At 34.8% G+C, this 18926-nt stretch carries 16 protein-coding genes; 2 read left to right on the top strand and 14 right to left on the bottom strand.

Features of this window, described 5'->3' with window-relative positions:
- Positions 1 to 155 precede the first annotated feature (155 nt).
- Complete coding sequence (locus D2910_RS06105; protein ID WP_117312749.1) at positions 156 to 1301, top strand: hypothetical protein; 1146 nt, start codon at positions 156 to 158, stop codon at positions 1299 to 1301.
- 102 nt (positions 1302 to 1403) lie between these two features.
- Here the strand turns inward: D2910_RS06105 and D2910_RS06110 are convergent, their stop codons facing one another.
- The 14 genes from D2910_RS06110 to D2910_RS06175 all read right to left on the bottom strand — a co-directional run bounded on the left by D2910_RS06110 (position 1404) and on the right by D2910_RS06175 (position 18233).
- A complete protein-coding gene (locus D2910_RS06110; RefSeq protein ID WP_117312750.1) occupies positions 1404 to 1793 on the bottom strand; it encodes a hypothetical protein in 390 nt (129 codons plus the stop codon).
- A 34-nt stretch (positions 1794 to 1827) separates the two neighbouring features.
- On the bottom strand, positions 1828 to 2859 hold the full coding sequence (gene mcrC / locus D2910_RS06115) for a 5-methylcytosine-specific restriction endonuclease system specificity protein McrC (RefSeq protein ID WP_117312751.1): 1032 nt from the start codon (positions 2857 to 2859) through the stop codon (positions 1828 to 1830).
- A complete protein-coding gene (locus D2910_RS06120; RefSeq protein ID WP_240633560.1) occupies positions 2852 to 4987 on the bottom strand; it encodes an AAA family ATPase in 2136 nt (711 codons plus the stop codon). The genes mcrC and D2910_RS06120 overlap by 8 nt, the downstream gene beginning before the upstream one ends.
- Before the next feature lie 120 nt (positions 4988 to 5107).
- Complete coding sequence (locus D2910_RS06125) at positions 5108 to 5617, bottom strand: hypothetical protein (protein ID WP_117312752.1); 510 nt, start codon at positions 5615 to 5617, stop codon at positions 5108 to 5110.
- A 34-nt stretch (positions 5618 to 5651) separates the two neighbouring features.
- On the bottom strand, positions 5652 to 5906 hold the full coding sequence (locus D2910_RS06130) for a hypothetical protein (RefSeq protein WP_117312753.1): 255 nt from the start codon (positions 5904 to 5906) through the stop codon (positions 5652 to 5654).
- 33 nt (positions 5907 to 5939) lie between these two features.
- Complete coding sequence (locus D2910_RS06135; RefSeq protein ID WP_117312754.1) at positions 5940 to 6899, bottom strand: restriction endonuclease PLD domain-containing protein; 960 nt, start codon at positions 6897 to 6899, stop codon at positions 5940 to 5942.
- A 112-nt stretch (positions 6900 to 7011) separates the two neighbouring features.
- Entirely contained in the window at positions 7012 to 8277 is a 1266-nt protein-coding gene (locus D2910_RS06140; RefSeq protein WP_117312755.1) for a DNA cytosine methyltransferase, read from the bottom strand.
- Positions 8277 to 9359: a DNA cytosine methyltransferase gene (locus tag D2910_RS06145; protein WP_117312756.1), complete on the bottom strand. Its 1083-nt coding sequence runs from the start codon at positions 9357 to 9359 to the stop codon at positions 8277 to 8279. Before D2910_RS06145 ends, D2910_RS06140 begins: the two co-directional genes overlap by 1 nt.
- Positions 9360 to 9517: 158 nt before the next feature.
- Positions 9518 to 10438, bottom strand: coding sequence for a PD-(D/E)XK motif protein (locus D2910_RS06150; RefSeq protein WP_133299074.1), 921 nt, complete (start codon positions 10436 to 10438; stop codon positions 9518 to 9520).
- An 11-nt stretch (positions 10439 to 10449) separates the two neighbouring features.
- Entirely contained in the window at positions 10450 to 11793 is a 1344-nt protein-coding gene (locus D2910_RS06155) for a DNA cytosine methyltransferase (protein ID WP_240633561.1), read from the bottom strand.
- The gene (locus tag D2910_RS06160; protein WP_133299075.1) at positions 11777 to 12433 is read right to left on the bottom strand and encodes a DUF6339 family protein; all 657 of its coding nucleotides are present in this window, start codon (positions 12431 to 12433) and stop codon (positions 11777 to 11779) included. The genes D2910_RS06155 and D2910_RS06160 overlap by 17 nt, the downstream gene beginning before the upstream one ends.
- 1 nt (position 12434) lies before the next feature.
- Entirely contained in the window at positions 12435 to 13397 is a 963-nt protein-coding gene (locus tag D2910_RS06165; protein WP_117312759.1) for a hypothetical protein, read from the bottom strand.
- Positions 13390 to 15432, bottom strand: coding sequence for a hypothetical protein (locus D2910_RS06170; RefSeq protein ID WP_117312760.1), 2043 nt, complete (start codon positions 15430 to 15432; stop codon positions 13390 to 13392). Before D2910_RS06170 ends, D2910_RS06165 begins: the two co-directional genes overlap by 8 nt.
- A gap of 2 nt (positions 15433 to 15434) precedes the next feature.
- Positions 15435 to 18233, bottom strand: a complete 2799-nt coding sequence (locus tag D2910_RS06175) for a Z1 domain-containing protein (RefSeq protein WP_117312761.1) — start codon at positions 18231 to 18233, stop codon at positions 15435 to 15437.
- Positions 18234 to 18359: 126 nt separating this feature from the next.
- Here D2910_RS06175 and D2910_RS06180 point away from each other — a divergent pair, with 126 nt between their 5' ends.
- A complete protein-coding gene (locus D2910_RS06180) occupies positions 18360 to 18776 on the top strand; it encodes a very short patch repair endonuclease (RefSeq protein ID WP_117312762.1) in 417 nt (138 codons plus the stop codon).
- The last annotated feature ends 150 nt before the right edge of the window (positions 18777 to 18926 follow it).

Below are 18926 nucleotides of genomic sequence, written 5' to 3' on the forward strand. Positions count from 1 at the left end.
ACTCAATCGCTTCTAAGATTGATGATGCTACTATTTGGCGGATTAATCAAGGGGGAGGTTTCCCTAATCCAGCGAAATTCATGATTAAAATCCAGACAGAAGGGAATATAAGACAGTGCCATCCAGCCAATCTAAATACATAAGGACGTGACTTCATGAAAAAATTAATCCTGCTGGCCTTTGCCATGCTGCTGACTTTATTCCTTGGAGCCTGCTCCGACTCTTCTACTGGAGACGGCCAAGACAAAGAAGACGAAAACGCAGCAGCCCAGGACGGGACAACGGAGAAAGACAACGAGCAAGAAGAAACAAAAGCTTCGGAAGAAGATAAAGAAGAAGCGGAAAAAGAAGAACCGGAGCCCGAAGAGCCCTTTACAGCCTTAGAGCCGGCTGAAGGGGCCCAGTCCATTCAGGAGTCGTGGTCTGAAGAAGAACTGGCCAATATGCCTGAAGCCCAAGCTTATGGAGACGAAACCGAACGAATGGTTCCTGCCGGTGAAACGCTGGTCAAAGATGGCGAGGACCTAACTGATGGACCCTTAAAAAATCATCGCCTTGTGGCCTATTACGGACATCCCAACTCGTCCAATATGGGCATATTGGGTGAAATGGAACCGGATGCCTTCATGGCAAAACTGAAAGAACAGACCCAGGCTTATTCGGACGCCGACCCTGACCGGCCAGCCATCCCGATGATTGAATTGATCACCACCGTCGCCCAAAGAAGCCCGGCGACCGACGGAAAATATTATCACATGACACCATCCGATAAAATTGACGAGTACGCCAAACTCGCCGAAGAAAATGGCGCGCTGCTCATGCTGGACGTGCAGCTGGGAACAGATTCTGTCCTGAACCAAGTCAAGCTGATCGAGAAATGGCTGAAGCTTCCTCACGTCCACCTCGCCATCGACACTGAATTCTCTGTGAAGGAAGGCGAAATCCCCGGCACGGTCCTGGGCCAGGTAAACGGTTCCGAAGTGCAGGAAGCGGTGGACTACCTCACGAACATGGTGGAAGAACATGATCTGCCGGACAAAATCGTCCTCGTCCACCAGTTCATGGATGAAGCGCTGACGAATAAAGAAGCCATCCAGCCAACTGAAAATGTTGAAGTCGTCCTGAACTTTGACGGGTGGGGCCCTGCCTCCCCCAAAATTTCGAATTACCGAAGATTCGTGCGGAACGAAACTTCCCAATACGGCGGCTTTAAAATTTTCTATAAGAAAGACGAACCCATCTTAACCCCGGAAGAAGTCATAGCGCTTGATCCGAGTCCGGCGGTTGTGAATTATCAGTAGGTGAAGATGTGGGCTGTTTTGAAGCAGATTGTATATCAGAGAATAGAAAAAGCAGACTGCCAGCATGGCGGTCTGCTTTCTCATTTTAGATTTTGAAATTAACTAAACAGGTATATCGGCTTTTGCCTGTTCCATCATTTTATTGTATTCAAGAATCTCTTTATCCGTGAAGACATTTGCTGCCAGTCGTTTCACCTTGTCCCAGTATTCTGTTTTGAACTGGGCATAGTCCAAACCTTGTTCACCAATAAACTCGACTAAACTTCCTCCAGTAAAAAATACATGTGTTTTTGGATATTTTGCATCCCAATAAATATTCCCGCGGAGTTTTAATTCGTTATCAGTTCCTTTAATCCGGATAGTTAATGTAACCGCACATCTGAGTCTCGGTTCTCCTCTATCGTGCCCTTGACCTTTTCCAGTTATGATCATTCTTGATGCATATTGCTCGTTTTCAAATTGCATTTCTTTTTCAGTGATTTTGAACTCCATTGTTGTTCTCCCATTTTTTATAGTTAATCTAATTTTACTTTACGATCATTGCCACTTCACTCAGCTGCTCAACTATAATAGCCCATTCCGCTCCTAAATCTAATGTTCTTACAATTATCTTGTTTCCATCAATCTGGTATTGATTATTTGGAGAAATTTCTTCATCAGTCTTGGCGTAAAGCAGCAAACCGCTGACATTTCCGCTTCCGCTTCTGTCTTTGTTTTTAACATAAGTATAGATTTGATATAAGTTGTTGGAGTTTAGAGTTCTGCTGTTGTACATCGAATGTGTCTGCATCGTTTTCCCGTAATACTTGGCGTCTATGATTAATGTTTTATCACCATTAATCATAGTAATATCAGATTTCATTGCCGGGAGAAATTCAGTAATGCCATTATCAACATTCCAATCAATAAATGAGGCTTTTACGGAAAACTCCGGATACTCCTTTTTAAAATAACCAAGAAGAAATTTTTCATATAGTTGATGCATTTGCTGATCATCCAGAAATTGCCGCATTTTGTATTCTCCGTTTTCCGTTGTCATCAGCAACCCCTTTATAATTAGTAAACAAATATTCATCAACAGTTTATAAGTTGCGTTATTCCGGTGATAAGAAAGAGCACTCCAATTGATTGTCTGCGGTGAGATTAAATCTACATTTTCAAAGAAAAGAGAGAGTTTCCTCAGTTCTTTGCGGTTGTCCGCTTTAACTTCTTTGCTCTGAATAAGTAATTGCATAGTCGTTTTGACGATTTGATTTAACAGGATATTTTCTGAGAATTCATCAAAATGGCATACCATACTTCTTCTCATCAGCGTATTTTGTTTTATTGAGTTTGTAACATCGATTTTTCCTCGCAAATTGCCTGTCACTTCAGTGGCCTTGATATAGTCCTTATGCAACCCCCTCTTGCATTGGAGAGTCACTCCCTGAATTAAAATAGCAGCCATTAAATCATGAATATTTTCAAATTCTTCGGCCTGGATACTTTTATAACCTTCCTCGTTTAAAACTCGATAAGCGTAGGAGAGCATATAATAGATGTTTTTCAGCCTAATCACGTAGGGAACCTCTGAGCTTATTATTCCAATACTCTACCTGCGAAAGTTCATCAAACCAATACTCATTAATGAGCGGAATTAATTCATACTCCACTATCTCTGTCAGCCATTCATCGTCAATATCAATTCTGGTTGAAAAATAACTGTGTCCGATTCGGAAACCGTCTCCCAAAGAAGCATCTTCCGCAATTGCTTTATTCAATGCAATCACAGTGTCCACTAATTGTCCGAATTTCTCATTCTCAATAGTTGCTTGATACTTCTTGAATCCTTCACTTCCAAAAGCCGGTTCAAACTCAAAAAAAGCAAATCTGCGGCGTAAAGCATAATCGATCATAGCCAGACTTCGATCAGCTGTATTCATCATTCCTATAATATAAACGTTCTCCGGAACAGAAAATTGTTCATCAGAATATAGCAGTCTTAACTCTTTCCCTCTTTTATCATTTTCAATTAACATTAATAGTTCCCCGAAAATTTTACTTAAATTTCCCCTGTTGATTTCATCAATGATAAAAAAATACGGCCGGTCATCTGGCTCCGCTTTTTTACAGAATTCATAAAAAGGGCCTTTTGATAAAGAAAAACCATTATCATCAGGTCTATAGCCCATAATAAAATCTTCATAGCTGTAGCTTTGATGGAATTGTACAACTTGAACTCTGCTCTTATCTTTACTGCCCATTATAGAATAAGCGAGACGCTCAGCTGCATAAGTTTTACCTACTCCGGGTGCCCCCAGTAAAATAAGGTTTTTCTTTCTAATAAGGAGATTCTTAAGTGTGTTGTATTTTTCTTTGCTCATATACACTTCTGAAAGAAAATCCGACTCTTTATATTTTTCATAATTAAAATTTTCATCATCAGAAATAAGAATGTCATCTGAAATTTCATCAAATAATTGTTCTAGCTTATGATAATCCTCTGTGTAAGGGGTGATTTCCGTGAGTGCTTTAAGGGCAATCTGTCCTTTATAGTCCCATTCTCCTTTATGTGTCCAATCCACTTTATGAATATGGTTATATTCCTCAAGTGTTTCATCATAAAAGTATTCCGAAGTCACAACTCCCCGCCCGATGATCTTTTTCAGACCTTTCTTTGCATAAATAACATCGTTTTTCCGTATTTCATTGGCAAATTGCCAAGTCGCATGCCCAGCATTTTTATAAGAAAAATCTTCTCCATAAATTTCTTTCATTTTTTCTTTCATCGCATTTTTTGTGGGGAACTGCTTCAAATCACCGAGGTCTTCCCATCCAAGCCCCATAATTCCTTTTTCATAAAATTCTTCCCATAAACGGGATCCTTCTCCAGGAGCGTACATCCAATAACGTCTTTCATCTTTAATTTGAACTTCAGGAGGTGTAGCAGCTGGAATGTGTTCATAATTACCTTCAATAATACTCTGTATGACCTGATCTTCTTCTTTAGTAACTTTAAAATTCGTTGCCCCGGGATAAGTCAATATTTCCATCTTTTTCGTTCTTTCATCAGCGAGAAGAAGCGTTCTTTCGACAATTGAAGCAGTCAATTTTCTTTCGATATTTATATCCACTGCTAAATATTGTTTGTTATTCAAACTTTCACTCTGACTATAGCGATCCTGCAAGTTTGGCTGGCGAATCTCAGGATTGCATAAAATTGTTCCAGCAGCGACAATGCCTCCACCAGGCCCAGACAGCCAAATATAAGCTCTGTCTCCTTTTTTAATTTGCTTTGTATATTGATTAACTGCCCATGTAATTTTCTCTAAATCATTTACTGCATCGACTACATCATAGTACTTCGGATTACCTTGAAATATCCAAACAAAATAATGTTCTCTTTCTATAAGAAATCTAGAGTATAGTGACATAGCTGCTGAATAAGCTTTATTATTTGTAGCACGGTCCACCTCAGCAAAATTTGGGGCAGCTTTAAGTAATTTTTCTATCTCCCTAAACTTATCTATTGAGACTATATTAAACAAATCTGTTACAGGCAGATTCGACACTTTCAACTTTGCACTGCTTTTTTCCAAGGCATTAGAATACATTTTAATAGTTGTGAATTTATACTCTTTTCCGTTCGTTTTTTTTTGATGTGCCATCCATTCTTTAAATTCATCCTTTAAATAATGTTCCACCATAGATAGGATCCCCCCTTTATTCTCATTTATATATATTTTTTTATTCTTTCACGACAGAAAAGCACACCTCGAATATAGTAATACAAAAGAAATTGGAAATAAGATAGTCTATTAAAATATTTATATTATAGAATCCATAACAATGACGTTGGATTCAGCAATTAAACCCTTAGTAATTGGTAAATTCCAAGCCCTTACCCTACTATGCCACTTTCTATATTTTAAAAACACTGACCATTCCACCTCCAAAAAATATTTAATTTCAAATTCTTTACTGAATACAACAACAATTACGTATTCAAATTTGATGCTTTCTGACTCTGTACTACCAGGCTCCAAAAGACCATAAAATGCCCCCGTAACTCTTCCTGTTGTAGATTTAATACTATATCTCTTTCCTTCTACAGAAATAGCATCAATATTTTGCGTGCCTATGGGTGCCGCTTGTAAACGCGGAAGATCTTTCGTGCTATTATAAATTTTAATAGCCAAGGATTCACCTAATTCACCAATCACATTATTAGTTCTTATCAAATTTCTCTCTTTTAACTCTTTTAACCATATAGCATAAATACTCATTAGCTCTATATCATTTAGCTCTTTAAATATATCTTCAAATTTTAATTTCATTATGTTTACTCCCATTCATTATCTTAAACGGAACTTACTTACTTTTAAGGGTTTTATAATTTTTTAGCGTCGGAAATATATACATCGATTTATAATAAATTATAGAGTCATAGCTTTTTATTTTTTCCTTAAGATCATAGGAAGACAAATAAATTACATCATCTATTTGTATAGGGTCTCCAAAATATTCGTAATCCAATACATTTATGTTACTTGCTCCACTACTTTTTAATTCTAATATCCAATATGAGGTATCTATGTTTCTTCCTAAAATAATATTTGCTTCCACTAAAGATCCCACCCGCATTTTTTGTGCAAATAACTAAACAGAAAAATCTACGTAATATGTCCCTCTTTTTAACAATGAAATTTTAATATCACTTCTTCCGTAGCTTTCTAAATCCTTTTTAGTTATCAAAGCATCCCCAGGTAATTCCATTCTCTTTCTTAAATATTCACCTAAAATATTTTTACGTGGAAAAGAGCTTATCTGCTTAGGATACCTAGTCTCTCCCATCGGCTGAGTTCCTTCAAGTAACGCTTTCATAACAAATCCATCATCCCAAATTAATTCAATAGGATCACTTTGTCTGCTACTCCGACCTTCTTGATTTTTCAAATTAGTACTAATTTGTTTTTTAGGGAATAATTTAGGATATTTCTTAAGATGTTCAGTTCTTATCGTTATATAGCTATCACCTATGTTAGTATGACCTTTTACGCTATGCCCCCAATTTAAACCACTACCTTGAGGCACCTCGTTATTAAGTGGATTATATAGAATCATTGAGCACTCTTGACTACTGCGATTTTCAGAGGTGTTAGGAATAAACCTTACTTTAGGAGAATTACACTTTATTGAATTTCCAATAATGTGATTCATGTAATTTTCTAATTCACCGAAAGAATCATTAGTCATTTCTGCAAGCGATTCTCTATAACCTGCACTTAGGCTACTTGTACTAAAATTGGCCGAACCAATCAAAGAATAAACTATTTTTCCTTCCAGTTTCCAAACATAACATTTCGAATGCACAGGTATATCTGAATAGAGGATTTCATGTCTTCCATCAAGATGGTTGTCCACTAATATTTTATGCAAAGCTTCTGGTATTAACTCACTTCCATACATACCATATATAACTTTTGTTTTTATAGAAATACTTTGCAGTCTAGATACTGGAGTCGGTCCAAGGTATCCAGAGAGTATTTGTAACTCATCACATTTAATATACTTATGTACATTAAAGATTTTTTCTTCTAAGTTATTAGTAAAAAACATTTCTTCTCCCCCCTATATTTCCCATCATACCTCACATGACTTTAGAAATACATAAAAGTTATTAATAGGAAATTCATATAAAATAAATAAAAAAAAAACAGCCATAGGCTGCTTAAAAAAATGTCAACAAGTCATTACTTGATGTTTTTTTCACTTGATAAACTGGTGATAATATTTCTTTTAAAGCAAATGCTAATTTCTCAGCCAATTTAGGAGGAACAGCATTACCAATCATTTTATAATTATCACCGATATTACTGATAAATTCATAGTCATCATCAAAAGTTTGTAGTCTGGCGGCTTCTCTGACAGTAATAGATCTTGCTTGCGAAGAATCAGGATGTATATGCCTTAACCCATCTTTGTAAAGATGAGCAGGAATTGTATTACTTGGAGAATCCCATTTCAAAACATGGTATTTATGAATATTTGATGATTTCCCAGTTTTTAATGTGTAAAGCATTTTTAAAGATTCTGATGATGCATATTTGTAGATTTTATTTTCAATATCAAGTGCTAATTCTTTAAAAATTTCAATATCCCTTTTGCTGTGATACCTAGGTTGGTGATTAAAAACTCTATTATTATTAATATGATGCGAATACATTTTTCCTTCAAATTTATAGTCCTGAACTGCCGGATATAATTTAGGCAGATCATATATGGCATCTTTAACAGTCTGCCGACGTTCTTTGTAAGATGGGAGAATACTTTCATAAAATTCGTGAAGCACTATTTGTGGATTAAGATAATAATCTTTACTCAAAGCCAATATGATTACTCTATTTCTTTTTTGAGGAATACCATATTCGGTTACATCTATTAAAGCATGCTTTTTCAAGTCATCGACTATGACATATCCCGCATCTTCAATCTCCGCTCTAATTAAGTCTGTAACTAGTTTTCCACCTGGCTTAGCACTAAACATTCCTGGAACATTTTCAAATATAAAGGCCTTGGGTTTATATTTTTTTACGACTCTCAGGTAGCTTTCAAACAAATAATTTCTGTAATCATTGATCATTCCATCTTTATCTCTAACTCTTCCAGCCAAAGAATAAGCCTGACAAGGAGGGCCGCCAATAATAACATCAATTTCTTGATTATCGACTAAGTAATCCAATCCTCTGTGAGAGCCATACTTTTCGTCGTCATGCCATCCGTTAAATAATTCATCTGTCTGTTGTAAATCAAATCTTAAAACTCTTTCTTCCGCATCCTCATAATTCCATTTTCCCTCTAATCTTTTCACTAAGTTTGCAGCTGGGGCTTTTTCCCATTCAACAGCTGCAATTACATTATATGAATTTGTTCTTTTAAAACCTTCTGTCAGTCCACCACAGCCCGCAAATATATCAATAGTATTGTACTTCTTCATTACAGGCTCACTTCTTCAGCTTCTCTAATGTATGCTTTCAGCTTTTGAGCAATGTGATATCCCAACATTGGGGGGACAGCATTTCCAACCTGTCTATACTGCTGAGTTTTTGTACCATAAAATCTGAAATCATCAGTAAACGTTTGAAGTCTCGCATTTTCTCGCACAGTGGGAACTCGGTTAAATTTATAGTGAAAATGATTTCTGTGACCAGTATCAATTGTTTTTGAAGGTTTTTGGCTATGATATCTTGTCCATGCCTCATTAAATTTTCTGCTTTCACCTAATCCAGGTGGAAGATCTTTGAAGTTACCTCCTTCAGGTACATGAGAAATCACTTCTTTGACTAACTCAGTATGTTTTGTTCCTATGTGGTTATATAATTTATCTGATTTAGCCCGCATCAATTGTTGGTACTCCGTTAACGGAGGAGTCATATATTCATCTTCTTCTATTCCATTGCCTTCAACTCTATCATGTAAATCACTAATAGCTTCACCACAAGTTATATAATTATCCGGAGAATGGGTGGGGAGTGGAAATTCATAAAGTTCTTTGCTCTTAACACCAACAAAGAAAATTCTTTTTCTAATCTGAGGAACTCCATAGTCTGGAGCAAAGAGCACTTTGTAAGAAACTTTATAACCTAACTCATGAAAGCTTTCTAGAATTTCTTCTTTTGCTTTTCCATTATATAGAGTGCCTAATCCCGGAACATTTTCTAATACAAACGCTTGAGGCTCGAAAGATTCTACAGCTTTGACCATCGATCTGAATAAAGTATTTCTTTCGTCATTTTCCTTTCTAGTACCAGTCAGTGAAAATCCTTGACATGGCGGTCCTCCAATAATTAAATCCACTTTTTCTCCATCGATAATATTTTTCATTTCCTCAATAGCAAAGGGATCAAATAAATCTGTCCTTAAGGTTTTGGCTTCTCCATGATTTTCTCTAAAAGTTTTTAATGCAATTTCTTCATTATCTACTCCTAATAGCACTTTATATCCAGCGTCCATAAAGCCTCTAGAAAGTCCTCCGCATCCCGAAAACATGTCTATGACTGTTGGTTTTCCATGTTGCATTAAATTCACTCCTTCATAACGCTATTAAGATAAATTATACAGGAACATATATTCCCGTCCATCGAAAATAGTTCATTTTTTATTCTTACTCTTCTTGCCTTCTTATCATTTAATGCCTGTAGTTCATTTTGAACTACAGGCAATGAGAAATTATGAATTTAATTTAGAAAAATTTTACTGATAGCTTCCGAATTGATTCCTGTTAAGTCAATAGTATAAGTAATTTTTATAACGTGATCAGTAAATTCACTAGGTACTACTGAATTAAAATCAATTATAGGAAAACTTGAGTCAATTTTATATTTCTTCATTTCAAGCAACTCATATTTTTTATCTCTTACTGACATATTTTTTTCAAACCCTTGACTAGACAACGCTTCTTCTAATTTTTCATCTGGGTATCCATTTGAAATTAATCTAGTTGCTAAATCATTAATGGAATATCCATAGTCAGCTTCTTCAAAACGACAAAAATATAAATTCTGATCTCTATCAACACTCAATTGATACTGACTTGATATCTGAATCACATTATCATATTTTAAAACTGTTGATTTTACTTCAACGAGTTCATTAATTGATGAAATATCTATACTTGCTGCTTTAGGTCCACCCCAAGTAGCCGTCTTGTCGGATTGATAAATATAATAAAAGGAAATCATTTCTCCCAATAGACTGTAAGGTTCTTTAAGGTATGTTTTATTTCCTACTAACTCTTTGTAACTATTCCACCATTCTAATGGATCTTTTAAGATTCTTATTCTATCTTCACCATCGATGCCAGCATCAAGAAAAACAGCACAAATAGAAGCAAACTCATATCGCAATTCTTCAGTGCTGGAAGATAACCATAAAAAGTTTAATTCCTCATTATTCATCCATATATTTTCTGTATAAAACCTGGCATTAGAAAATCTTTCATTAATGTTGAAGCTATTCGATACTTCTATAGCTACACCAAATTTTCCATGATCTCTAAAAACCCAAGCTGGGTATTTATCGTCATAACTACTAAGTTGAATTAAGTTTCCAGGTTTAATAGAAGAAAAATAATTTCTGATTTCTTCAATTGACTTCATATTCAATGACCTCAATTCTCTCCTAGGTTTTTTCTTAATGCTGTCGCAACAGCTTTAGATAGCAAAGGAGGCACTGCATTTCCAATTTGTTTAAAGGCTTCTGTCATTGAGCAATTAAAATAAAAATCGTCTGGAAATGATTGTAATCGAGCCGCTTCCCTAACAGAAATTCCTCTAGGCTCCCATGGATGGATATGACTGTAGGTATCTGTCCCTAAATGCGCTACTAAAGTGTGGGATGGCTTATGTGGATCCAACTTTTTCCATTTGGTTAAAAACTTGTTTATTGAATAAGGGGGAACAATGCTCTTTTTAAGGACTTCGTATTGGTTGGGATGAGTTTTTGCTTTTATCTTTTTTTTAATACATTCCTTTGCCAACATTTTCATGGCGATATCATGTGCATCTCGATAATTATCATTTGCAGCCATTTGTTCAAAAATCTTAAAATCTCTCTTTGTATTTCTAAATCCGTTTCCACTGACTCCATCTATCCTTACGCCACTTCTCATTAACTCTTGATAGTCACTTTGTGGGGGGGATTGATAAGGCAATGTCAATTCTTGATTATGCAACTTATAAACTGACGTTGATACAGGGAAAAGAATAGGCAAATCTGATATTGCATCTTTTACTGTTATCCACTTTGGTAAGCTTTCTTTTGCCGGTAAAGGAAAAGTAAAATACTTCGTTTGAGAAAAACTAGCAAATCTTCCTTCGTTCATTGTTCTAAAGTTATGGTCTGGTCTTTTATGTGTAGGCTCAGGAAGGTGTTCAATATTTCCCATCTCCTTTTTAATGGCAATTACAAAGACTCGTTCTCTAATTTGTGGAACTCCGAAATCAGCTGAATTTAATACCGTCCAAATGGCATTGTATCCATTTTCAGTCAATATTTCGCAGACTGTTTCCGGGATGTTAATGCCATTATAATTAACAGATTCCGGTACATTCTCCATTACAACGGCTCTAGCATTTAATTCTAAAGCTATTCTTAAAAAATCCTGAAATAACGCGCCTCTACTATCTTTAAACACATGTCTTTCTTCACCCAAAGAGTTAAGTTTAGCCCTCCCTGCCATTGAGTAAGCTTGGCAGGGAGGACCACCTATTACTATAGGTTTATTATAATTTGCAAAATCATTACCATTTGCTAAAGTCACATCACCACATAAGTGTTCATTATCAACCCCATGTTTCCAATGTAGATTGTACGATGCCGTATTTGCAGCAGAACCGTCTAATTCCATCCCACTTTTAATATTCATGCCTTCATTTTGAAAACCCAACGCCAATCCACCACAGCCTGAAAATAAATCAATTACCTCTAATTGTTCATTAATTATTTTTGTCAAAGTAATCGAAAAGCTCCTTTACGTATTGCTCATTTCCTCCTCTGGTTAAAGAGGGTTCAATAATTTTTACTCGTGCGGTATTTAACTTCATCACTTTTCTAAAAAGCTGATTTCTATTAGTTTTGTTCAGATAGCTATATTGCTTCATTAACTCTCTAGACAGCTCAACTCGATAACCTTTGCTTCCAGGTCTTTCCACCAACTGAACCAAATCATCTGTAGTGTTATTCTTTAAAATATTAAAAGTTTCAACTGAACTACCTTGCCAAGATAAGTATATGTACCACCATAGTGATTTAAGCCACATACGCCGTGAATCATTGTAAAATCTAGCTTCGTGAAACCCACTCCATCGATCATAAATTATATTTGGAAGTATGTTTAACGAAATAAATCTCCAATTTTCATCCTTAGAAGCGTCACGTTCAGAAAAACCAAAGTACTTATCTAAATTATCGTATAGATATATGGCGAAACGAAGATCTCGTTCATACAAATTAGCATTTTGATAATCTCTTATTTCATTATATTTTTTATTTAAAATTATATGAATGTCGTTAAATTCAGAACTGGGTTGAAAATTTTCCAACCCTTTTCTTTTAAGTGTTTCAAATACTTCTGCTGCTTCTTTTTTATTCATATTAAACATCAGCTTCTTCACCACCGATTCTTGTTTCCCAGTCTTTTCTAATCGATTCAGCTAGCTGTTCTGGAGACGAGATATCCCAATCAAAATTCGTTAAAAAGTAAAATACAGCTTGAGCTATTGTACCATCTTCAAACCCATTTCCGCTTAAGATGTTCTCACTTTCTTCATCCTCCATTACCTTTTGAACAATTACCTGTAAAGCGCCTGCAATAACCTCACTCAGTAATGGACTATCAGACATACCTTTCTTTCCACTTATTAAGTGAAAATTTCTATGGGCAGTATTTAAATTTATACAAACATATTCTTCTGTAAATGGGTCACTCATAGGATCTGTGAAATTAAAAGTTACAAACCAAAGTGGTCTCTCAGGTGCATATACCTCAGCGATTGGAAATGCAGAGCCGTGACCATCTATAATTAAATAACGAGTATCCAAAGTTCCTAGAACGGTACCAACCTGGTCAGCATAATAAGGATGCTTTTGAGCAGACTCACACGCAAGATATAAAACGAGTTCAATTGTAACGTCACCCGATAACTGTTTTTTTCTAAATGTATATGTCAGCTCATCTTGGTAACCGCCATCCAGATCAGCTTTAATAACACCTAAATGTTCAATTCCTCGTTGATTTGAACTTTTTGAATACCAGTTTAGTGCAACTCCAATTTCAGCTCCTGGTAGAGCTACTCCATTTTCATTAAACAAAAACCCAGGATTATTTATATAATAATTCATTGAGATAATTAGGTTATATTCTTCAGCGTTCCATACACCATCTCTGTCTTCAAGATAGACAGTTTCATTATTTAATATGCCTTCTTTATCTTCTAATTCCATGTCAACAATCTTATTATCTAAAGCATATTGAAATTTCATTGTTGATGTTTGATATCCAATTTTCATAAAAAGTTTCTCATCGAGTTCTCTAAAAAACTTTAAATCATTAGTCATTGTTCTTCACCTCCACCGATGAAAGTGAAATAGAAGGTTGTATATAAGGATCTTTTCTTTCGATTTTTAAAGTGCCTTCTAAAAAACCATTCTTATTCGTACCTGTATATGCTATACCACATGCAGTATTGGTTTCTTTTGTTCTAATCAAAGCAATAGGCAGAGTTCCCTCTTTTTTAGGATTTCGAGTGCCATCTGCGCCCACCGTACCAAAACTAAGAACTTTGACCTCTTTAATTTTTAATGGAAAATCAGTTCCTACTCCCTTTTCACTTTCCCAGCTATCTCCTTTAATTATCCCGTTTTCAGAAAGTACTACTACTTCAACCACAGAATTGAATGATTTAGGTGATTCAAGTTCAAATTCTATATGCATTATGCCATGGTCATCAATATACTGGTTATTTATACTAAAATTACTTTTCGAGAGCTTTTTACCGCCATTTTTTGGATTTGGTTTAGTTTTTCCAGTAGGCTTTCTGCCAAAGTTTTGAGGAGGCAACAATTTATTCGCAAGCGACTTACTTAGAGCACTTCTTTTTCCTTTTTGTAATTTTTCTTTATCATCTAAATACTTTTCTCGAATTGCTTTTGAAACATTAGTTTGTATTCTTGAAATTACAGTAATTTTTTTCTCTGGATTGATTAAATCCTTCCAAGACGTATGATCGGCCTTTTCACTTCCTCTTAAATACCCTTCTAAATTAGTATATTCCTCCATATACTCGCTTTTGAATTCGCTATTTGAATTTGGTACGAATAAACCGATAATGAATTCATCTTCCGAAGCGTTCGGAATCTCGTTACACCATGCTCCATCAATTTCATAGCTTACTACCATTCCCGGCTTCCTGGTATATAACAGTATTGGTGGATTTCCACTTTCGGAATTATTTTCAATGTTTATATAGTTATATGGACTGTACCTATTTTCTGGCGGAAGCATTTTCAAATCGTTTAGATTAAACTTTGAAAATGCTACCTTTCCAGCATTTCCACCAGAAGTAATTTTAAATTCTTTTCTCAAATTTATATCACTTATATTATATTTAATATCTAGACGTGAGAGATTTACTTTAGGGATACTCTCACTTACAGCCCCGTTATAAAGGGTTTGAAGGATTTGGAATAGTGGTTCCATTTCTTCAAAATTAATTGAATTCCCTCCAACCTTAGCATCTAACCAACTTCCATAGGGATAATTTGGATTGTCGATTCTGACACCATACCACCTTTGAAAACTCACTTTAAGGTAATCTTCAACTTTAGAATTCCACCATAACTTCTCTTTTGGCAGCAGCTTTTCTTCATTTATAAACGGAATAATAATTTTGGTACCAGTCTCATCGTCCTTGAAATTAGGAATAGAGAATATATTTAGAATTTCTTCGATTTCATTTGGATCTGTAATAGGAATAGTACTTCCGTCACCAGCAGGCTGTCCCCACCACGCTAACCCGCGTTTAGGTTTATTATCTTTTGCTGGAAGTATTGCTTTATCACTTTTTTCATTTTCAACCATGGTAACCGCGAGACGTTCTTCAAATTCCTCGTCTTCATTTTTTATTCTAGTATAATAAATCACTAATCCGATTCCAAATCTAAAATAAACAGTTTTGCCTAGTCCCCATGATCCGCCTGCCCCCTCTTTCTCTTGAGGGGTACCAATATTATAAATTAATTTTTGCAAATTCCCATAGTCATGCCCTTCTACATCTTCTGCATACACTGGCCCTGTAAGACCAACAGTATTATTATCGGAAATATAAAGAGCTTTAGATTTGGTGTTGCCAAATCTTAATTTAAGTTCATTTTGAATACCTTCTAAGTGATTTACTAATACATCACTTGAGAATTCTTTTGTACCAATATCAACTATGACTGATTTTTTATTAGACAATGCTGCATCTAAACTGTTTTGTACAGATTCTCTTAATAAAAGATCTAAAAGGGGTGTATCATTATTTTGTAGTAATTTTAATAACGAACTTCCTGTTTCAGCCATTCTTTCATACTTGGCCACTTCAATTTTCATTTTTATTCCTCTCCATCTTCAGTTTCAATCTCAGGTGTATTCTTCAAATGTACTGTTAATTTCTTTGCTAAACTCTTATTTTTCTTGCCAGGAACTAATATGCTAACTCCAATGATGTCTTCATCAAAATTTAAATCGTATCTTTCTCCTTTATTTCCTGCCGTTTTTCTTGCTTTAGAATCTTTGTCAATTACATAGATAATCAGCTGGGCAGTTTTATCTAAGCCTGCTTTCTTTCTGATATTATGGACTGTGAAGTTATCAGCTCTCAAATCTTTTAAATTTGCTCCTGCAGCCTCTAAATCTTTTATACTCATGTCTTTATACAGGTCTGAAGGATTTCTTAAGACACCAACACTCACTTTTTCATCACCTAAAGAATATTTTCCTTTTCGAGTACGTTCGACCTTACCAATATTATATGCATCAACTCTAAATCCATTTTGATTTTCATCTACTTTGCCTTTACCAACAAATAGAACATTCCAACCTGTAAAGCCCTCTTCTTTTTCTACCTTTCTATACCATTCAGAGAAGCCGTCAATTTGATTAAAAACGTGAGAATTTTCAAACTCGAAACCATCCAAAAACATTTCCTTTATTTTTGTAAATGGCACATCTTTCCACAATAAACCTGCTTTATCAAAAGTTACAACTGGAGTATTTAAGCTTTTTATAAACTCGTTTGTTACTTTAATGTTATTGTCAAGTTTTTCTTTATTATTTGTAAAAACAACAGTTTGGCTAGAAACACCAGAAAAATCTAAATTTGTTTCAACAGCGCTTTGCATTCTGTTTTTAGCCGTAATTCTTAACCAAGAAAGCTCCGGAGAATTTTTAATATGAGGCCCATATTCCTCCGGTCTCATGCCCAACTCTACAAAGGGATGGAAATCTTCTCTCATTTCGTTTTCTAGAGAAGCCAAAAATCTGAATTTGTTTTGTGTATTTTCAGTCATCCAGATTCTTGGTAAAAGTTCGTATCCTTTCCTATACCCGAACCATCTTCCCATCTGCATTAGCGTATCACCTTGCTTAGTGGAACGCCGAAAGAAAGTACTCACTAAACCTTCAATAGTTAGCCCACGCGATAAGGTACTCCCTCCAATAACTATAAAAGCTGGCGCATAAGATTCGACGTTAGATATGCCGCTTTTAGGATAGGCTAAACGCACATATTGATTCTCATCATTAATACCATTATTAGCACAGTTATCTATACATAAATGAACGCCTTTGTGGTAATTCAAATCACCTTTTTGATCCAATTGAATATGTGACTTTTTCTCTTTCAACTCTTTTATAAACTCTACAATTTTTTCAAATGGAGGATAATCTTTTATATTCTCTTTTTTTACTCCATAGTCAGGGTAGGCACCATAAAAATCATTAATAGTAAATTTACGTGTTTCAGTATAATACAATTGTTCACATTTCTTTATAAAATCGTCTAAAGTTAAGGAATTTAACCATTTATCTATTGCATCAGCTACTTTTTGATGATGACTTTGCACTTGGCTTGTGTGAATTAACATACTAACTGGTTTTTTATATTCATTAAGTCGTTGAACAGCAGCGGCGCAATAAAACCAAATTATAGAGTTTTTCATAGCTAAAGGTACTTCATGACTTAAATCTTTATGAACTTCTTTTAACTGATCTAATTCCAACTTCGGCACTTCTCTTATAATATCTAGTCCAACGTAATCATCAGTTTCATACAAACCAAAAATCTCTTTTGGTCCAAAGTATTCTTTTGGAGTTCTTAAGATACCTATAAAATCTTTGGGATAAAGTGATTCTTTTGAAGTTTCATTAAGTACATTCGCATAAGGCGTCGCTGTATAACTTATATAGTTCATTGAACGGGGTTTTATTTCTGAGCCTGCCTTGCCGTTTACTAATTCAACTATTAAATTATTTATTCTTGCACGCTCTTCAGATTCAATGTCCATTGTATTGATACCAGCTTGGTCTGCTTCATCTTCTATCACAAGAATTTTCATTTGTTTATACTTATTCTTATCTGCTACTAACCATTTGTTTAGATTTTCGAGCCTAGTTTTATGCTTTAAACAAACAGTTAAATATCTTTCTCTATCTTTACTATTCAAATGAAGAGATTGAGTATGTTTGGAAATAGGTGCATGTTTTGATGGATTATCTAAAGCTTGCCAACTAAACATCCCGGGGTGATTAAGATCGCTTATTAAGCGTTCCTCTGTTTGTTTTCTCAAATTATCAATTAAACCTGAAAGTATGATGAACATATTCCATCCATGGTCGGCAGCCATAGCCATAAGCCCTGCCATATTAGCGGTCTTTCCAGATTGTACATTTCCTATAACAAGACCTTTAATAGGTCCACTTTCCGTAGTATCAGAGTTTAATTTTCTCAGCAAATGTATGGTGGATTTTTCAATTTCATTAATAGAATCTTCAGACCATTTTTCGTTTAACAACTTCGTTCTATATAATTGCCATGAAGACTTAGGGTTAAGAGGAACCTCAGCGTCTGTATCTGCGTTTTTCGAAAGTATAATAGTTCGATCAGAACTCTTTTCTATTTGCACTTGCTGCTCTTCAGCATTTTTTGCCCAACTCACTCTGTCTAGCCATAACTCTTTAGTTATATCGCTCGAAAAAAAACCCGTCATCTTTTGCATATCTATAAAGTTGTTCAAATCCTCCATCTTGCTTCCGCCACCATACTTAATCTGATCCCATGTTCTATCATTTTTCCTCATATTATTAATCATATTCACAATATAATCGTATTTAGGTTGAGAATAATTGCCCACAGTAAAACCCCTTTTGTAATTTTTTATTTAATAATATTTATTCTATAATAATTATAACGCATTCAACTGAATTTGAAATAATTCCCTTTATATTTATTGAAATTCTCTTAATTAGGAGGAGATTTAATGAAAGAAAGAATTACCGTTCAACAACGTTCAGCTAACATGAAGGCCATTCGATCAGTCTCTAAATTAGAAGATAAAATTTCTAAAGCTTTATGGAAAAGAGGAATCCGTCTTCGAAGAAATGTAAAATCGCTATTTGGCAAACCCGATTTTGCTATTAAAAGATACCGAATAGTAATATTTATTGATTCTTGTTTTTGGCATGTTTGCCCATTACACGGTAATCGTCCTAAAAATAATCAAGAATTTTGGGAAAAGAAATTAAATAGAAATATAGAAAGAGATAAAGAGGTTACCACATATTACTTAAAAGAAAATTGGAACATACTAAGAATTTGGGAACACGATTTTAAAGAAGATTTTGATGGCAGCGTATCTCAAATAGAAGATTTTATAGTTCGCAATAAAGATAAGTAGTATAGGAAGCAATAAATCTCAATATAAATACTCATTTTTTTACAATAAACAAAAATTTAAATTGCCCTAATTAGAAGTAAAATAACAATTATAAGAACTTTTCAAACAAGATTTTATTACTACCTATGATTTGCTTTTCATTACGTTCTA

The organism is Planomicrobium okeanokoites (assembly GCF_003428875.1).
GTDB classification, from domain to species: domain Bacteria; phylum Bacillota; class Bacilli; order Bacillales_A; family Planococcaceae; genus Planococcus; species Planococcus okeanokoites.

Bases quoted from the DNA above. Each gene is read 5' to 3' on its own strand.
- D2910_RS06105 (WP_117312749.1), top strand. From the start codon at position 156: ATGAAAAAATTAATCCTGCTGGCCTTTGCCATGCTGCTGACTTTATTC.
- D2910_RS06110 (WP_117312750.1), bottom strand. From the start codon at position 1,793: ATGGAGTTCAAAATCACTGAAAAAGAAATGCAATTTGAAAACGAGCAA.
- D2910_RS06120 (WP_240633560.1), bottom strand. From the start codon at position 4,987: ATGGTGGAACATTATTTAAAGGATGAATTTAAAGAATGGATGGCACAT.
- D2910_RS06125 (WP_117312752.1), bottom strand. From the start codon at position 5,617: ATGAAATTAAAATTTGAAGATATATTTAAAGAGCTAAATGATATAGAG.
- D2910_RS06135 (WP_117312754.1), bottom strand. From the start codon at position 6,899: ATGTTTTTTACTAATAACTTAGAAGAAAAAATCTTTAATGTACATAAG.
- D2910_RS06140 (WP_117312755.1), bottom strand. From the start codon at position 8,277: ATGAAGAAGTACAATACTATTGATATATTTGCGGGCTGTGGTGGACTG.
- D2910_RS06145 (WP_117312756.1), bottom strand. From the start codon at position 9,359: ATGCAACATGGAAAACCAACAGTCATAGACATGTTTTCGGGATGCGGA.
- D2910_RS06150 (WP_133299074.1), bottom strand. From the start codon at position 10,438: ATGAAGTCAATTGAAGAAATCAGAAATTATTTTTCTTCTATTAAACCT.
- D2910_RS06160 (WP_133299075.1), bottom strand. From the start codon at position 12,433: ATGAATAAAAAAGAAGCAGCAGAAGTATTTGAAACACTTAAAAGAAAA.
- D2910_RS06165 (WP_117312759.1), bottom strand. From the start codon at position 13,397: ATGACTAATGATTTAAAGTTTTTTAGAGAACTCGATGAGAAACTTTTT.
- D2910_RS06170 (WP_117312760.1), bottom strand. From the start codon at position 15,432: ATGAAAATTGAAGTGGCCAAGTATGAAAGAATGGCTGAAACAGGAAGT.
- D2910_RS06180 (WP_117312762.1), top strand. From the start codon at position 18,360: ATGAAAGAAAGAATTACCGTTCAACAACGTTCAGCTAACATGAAGGCC.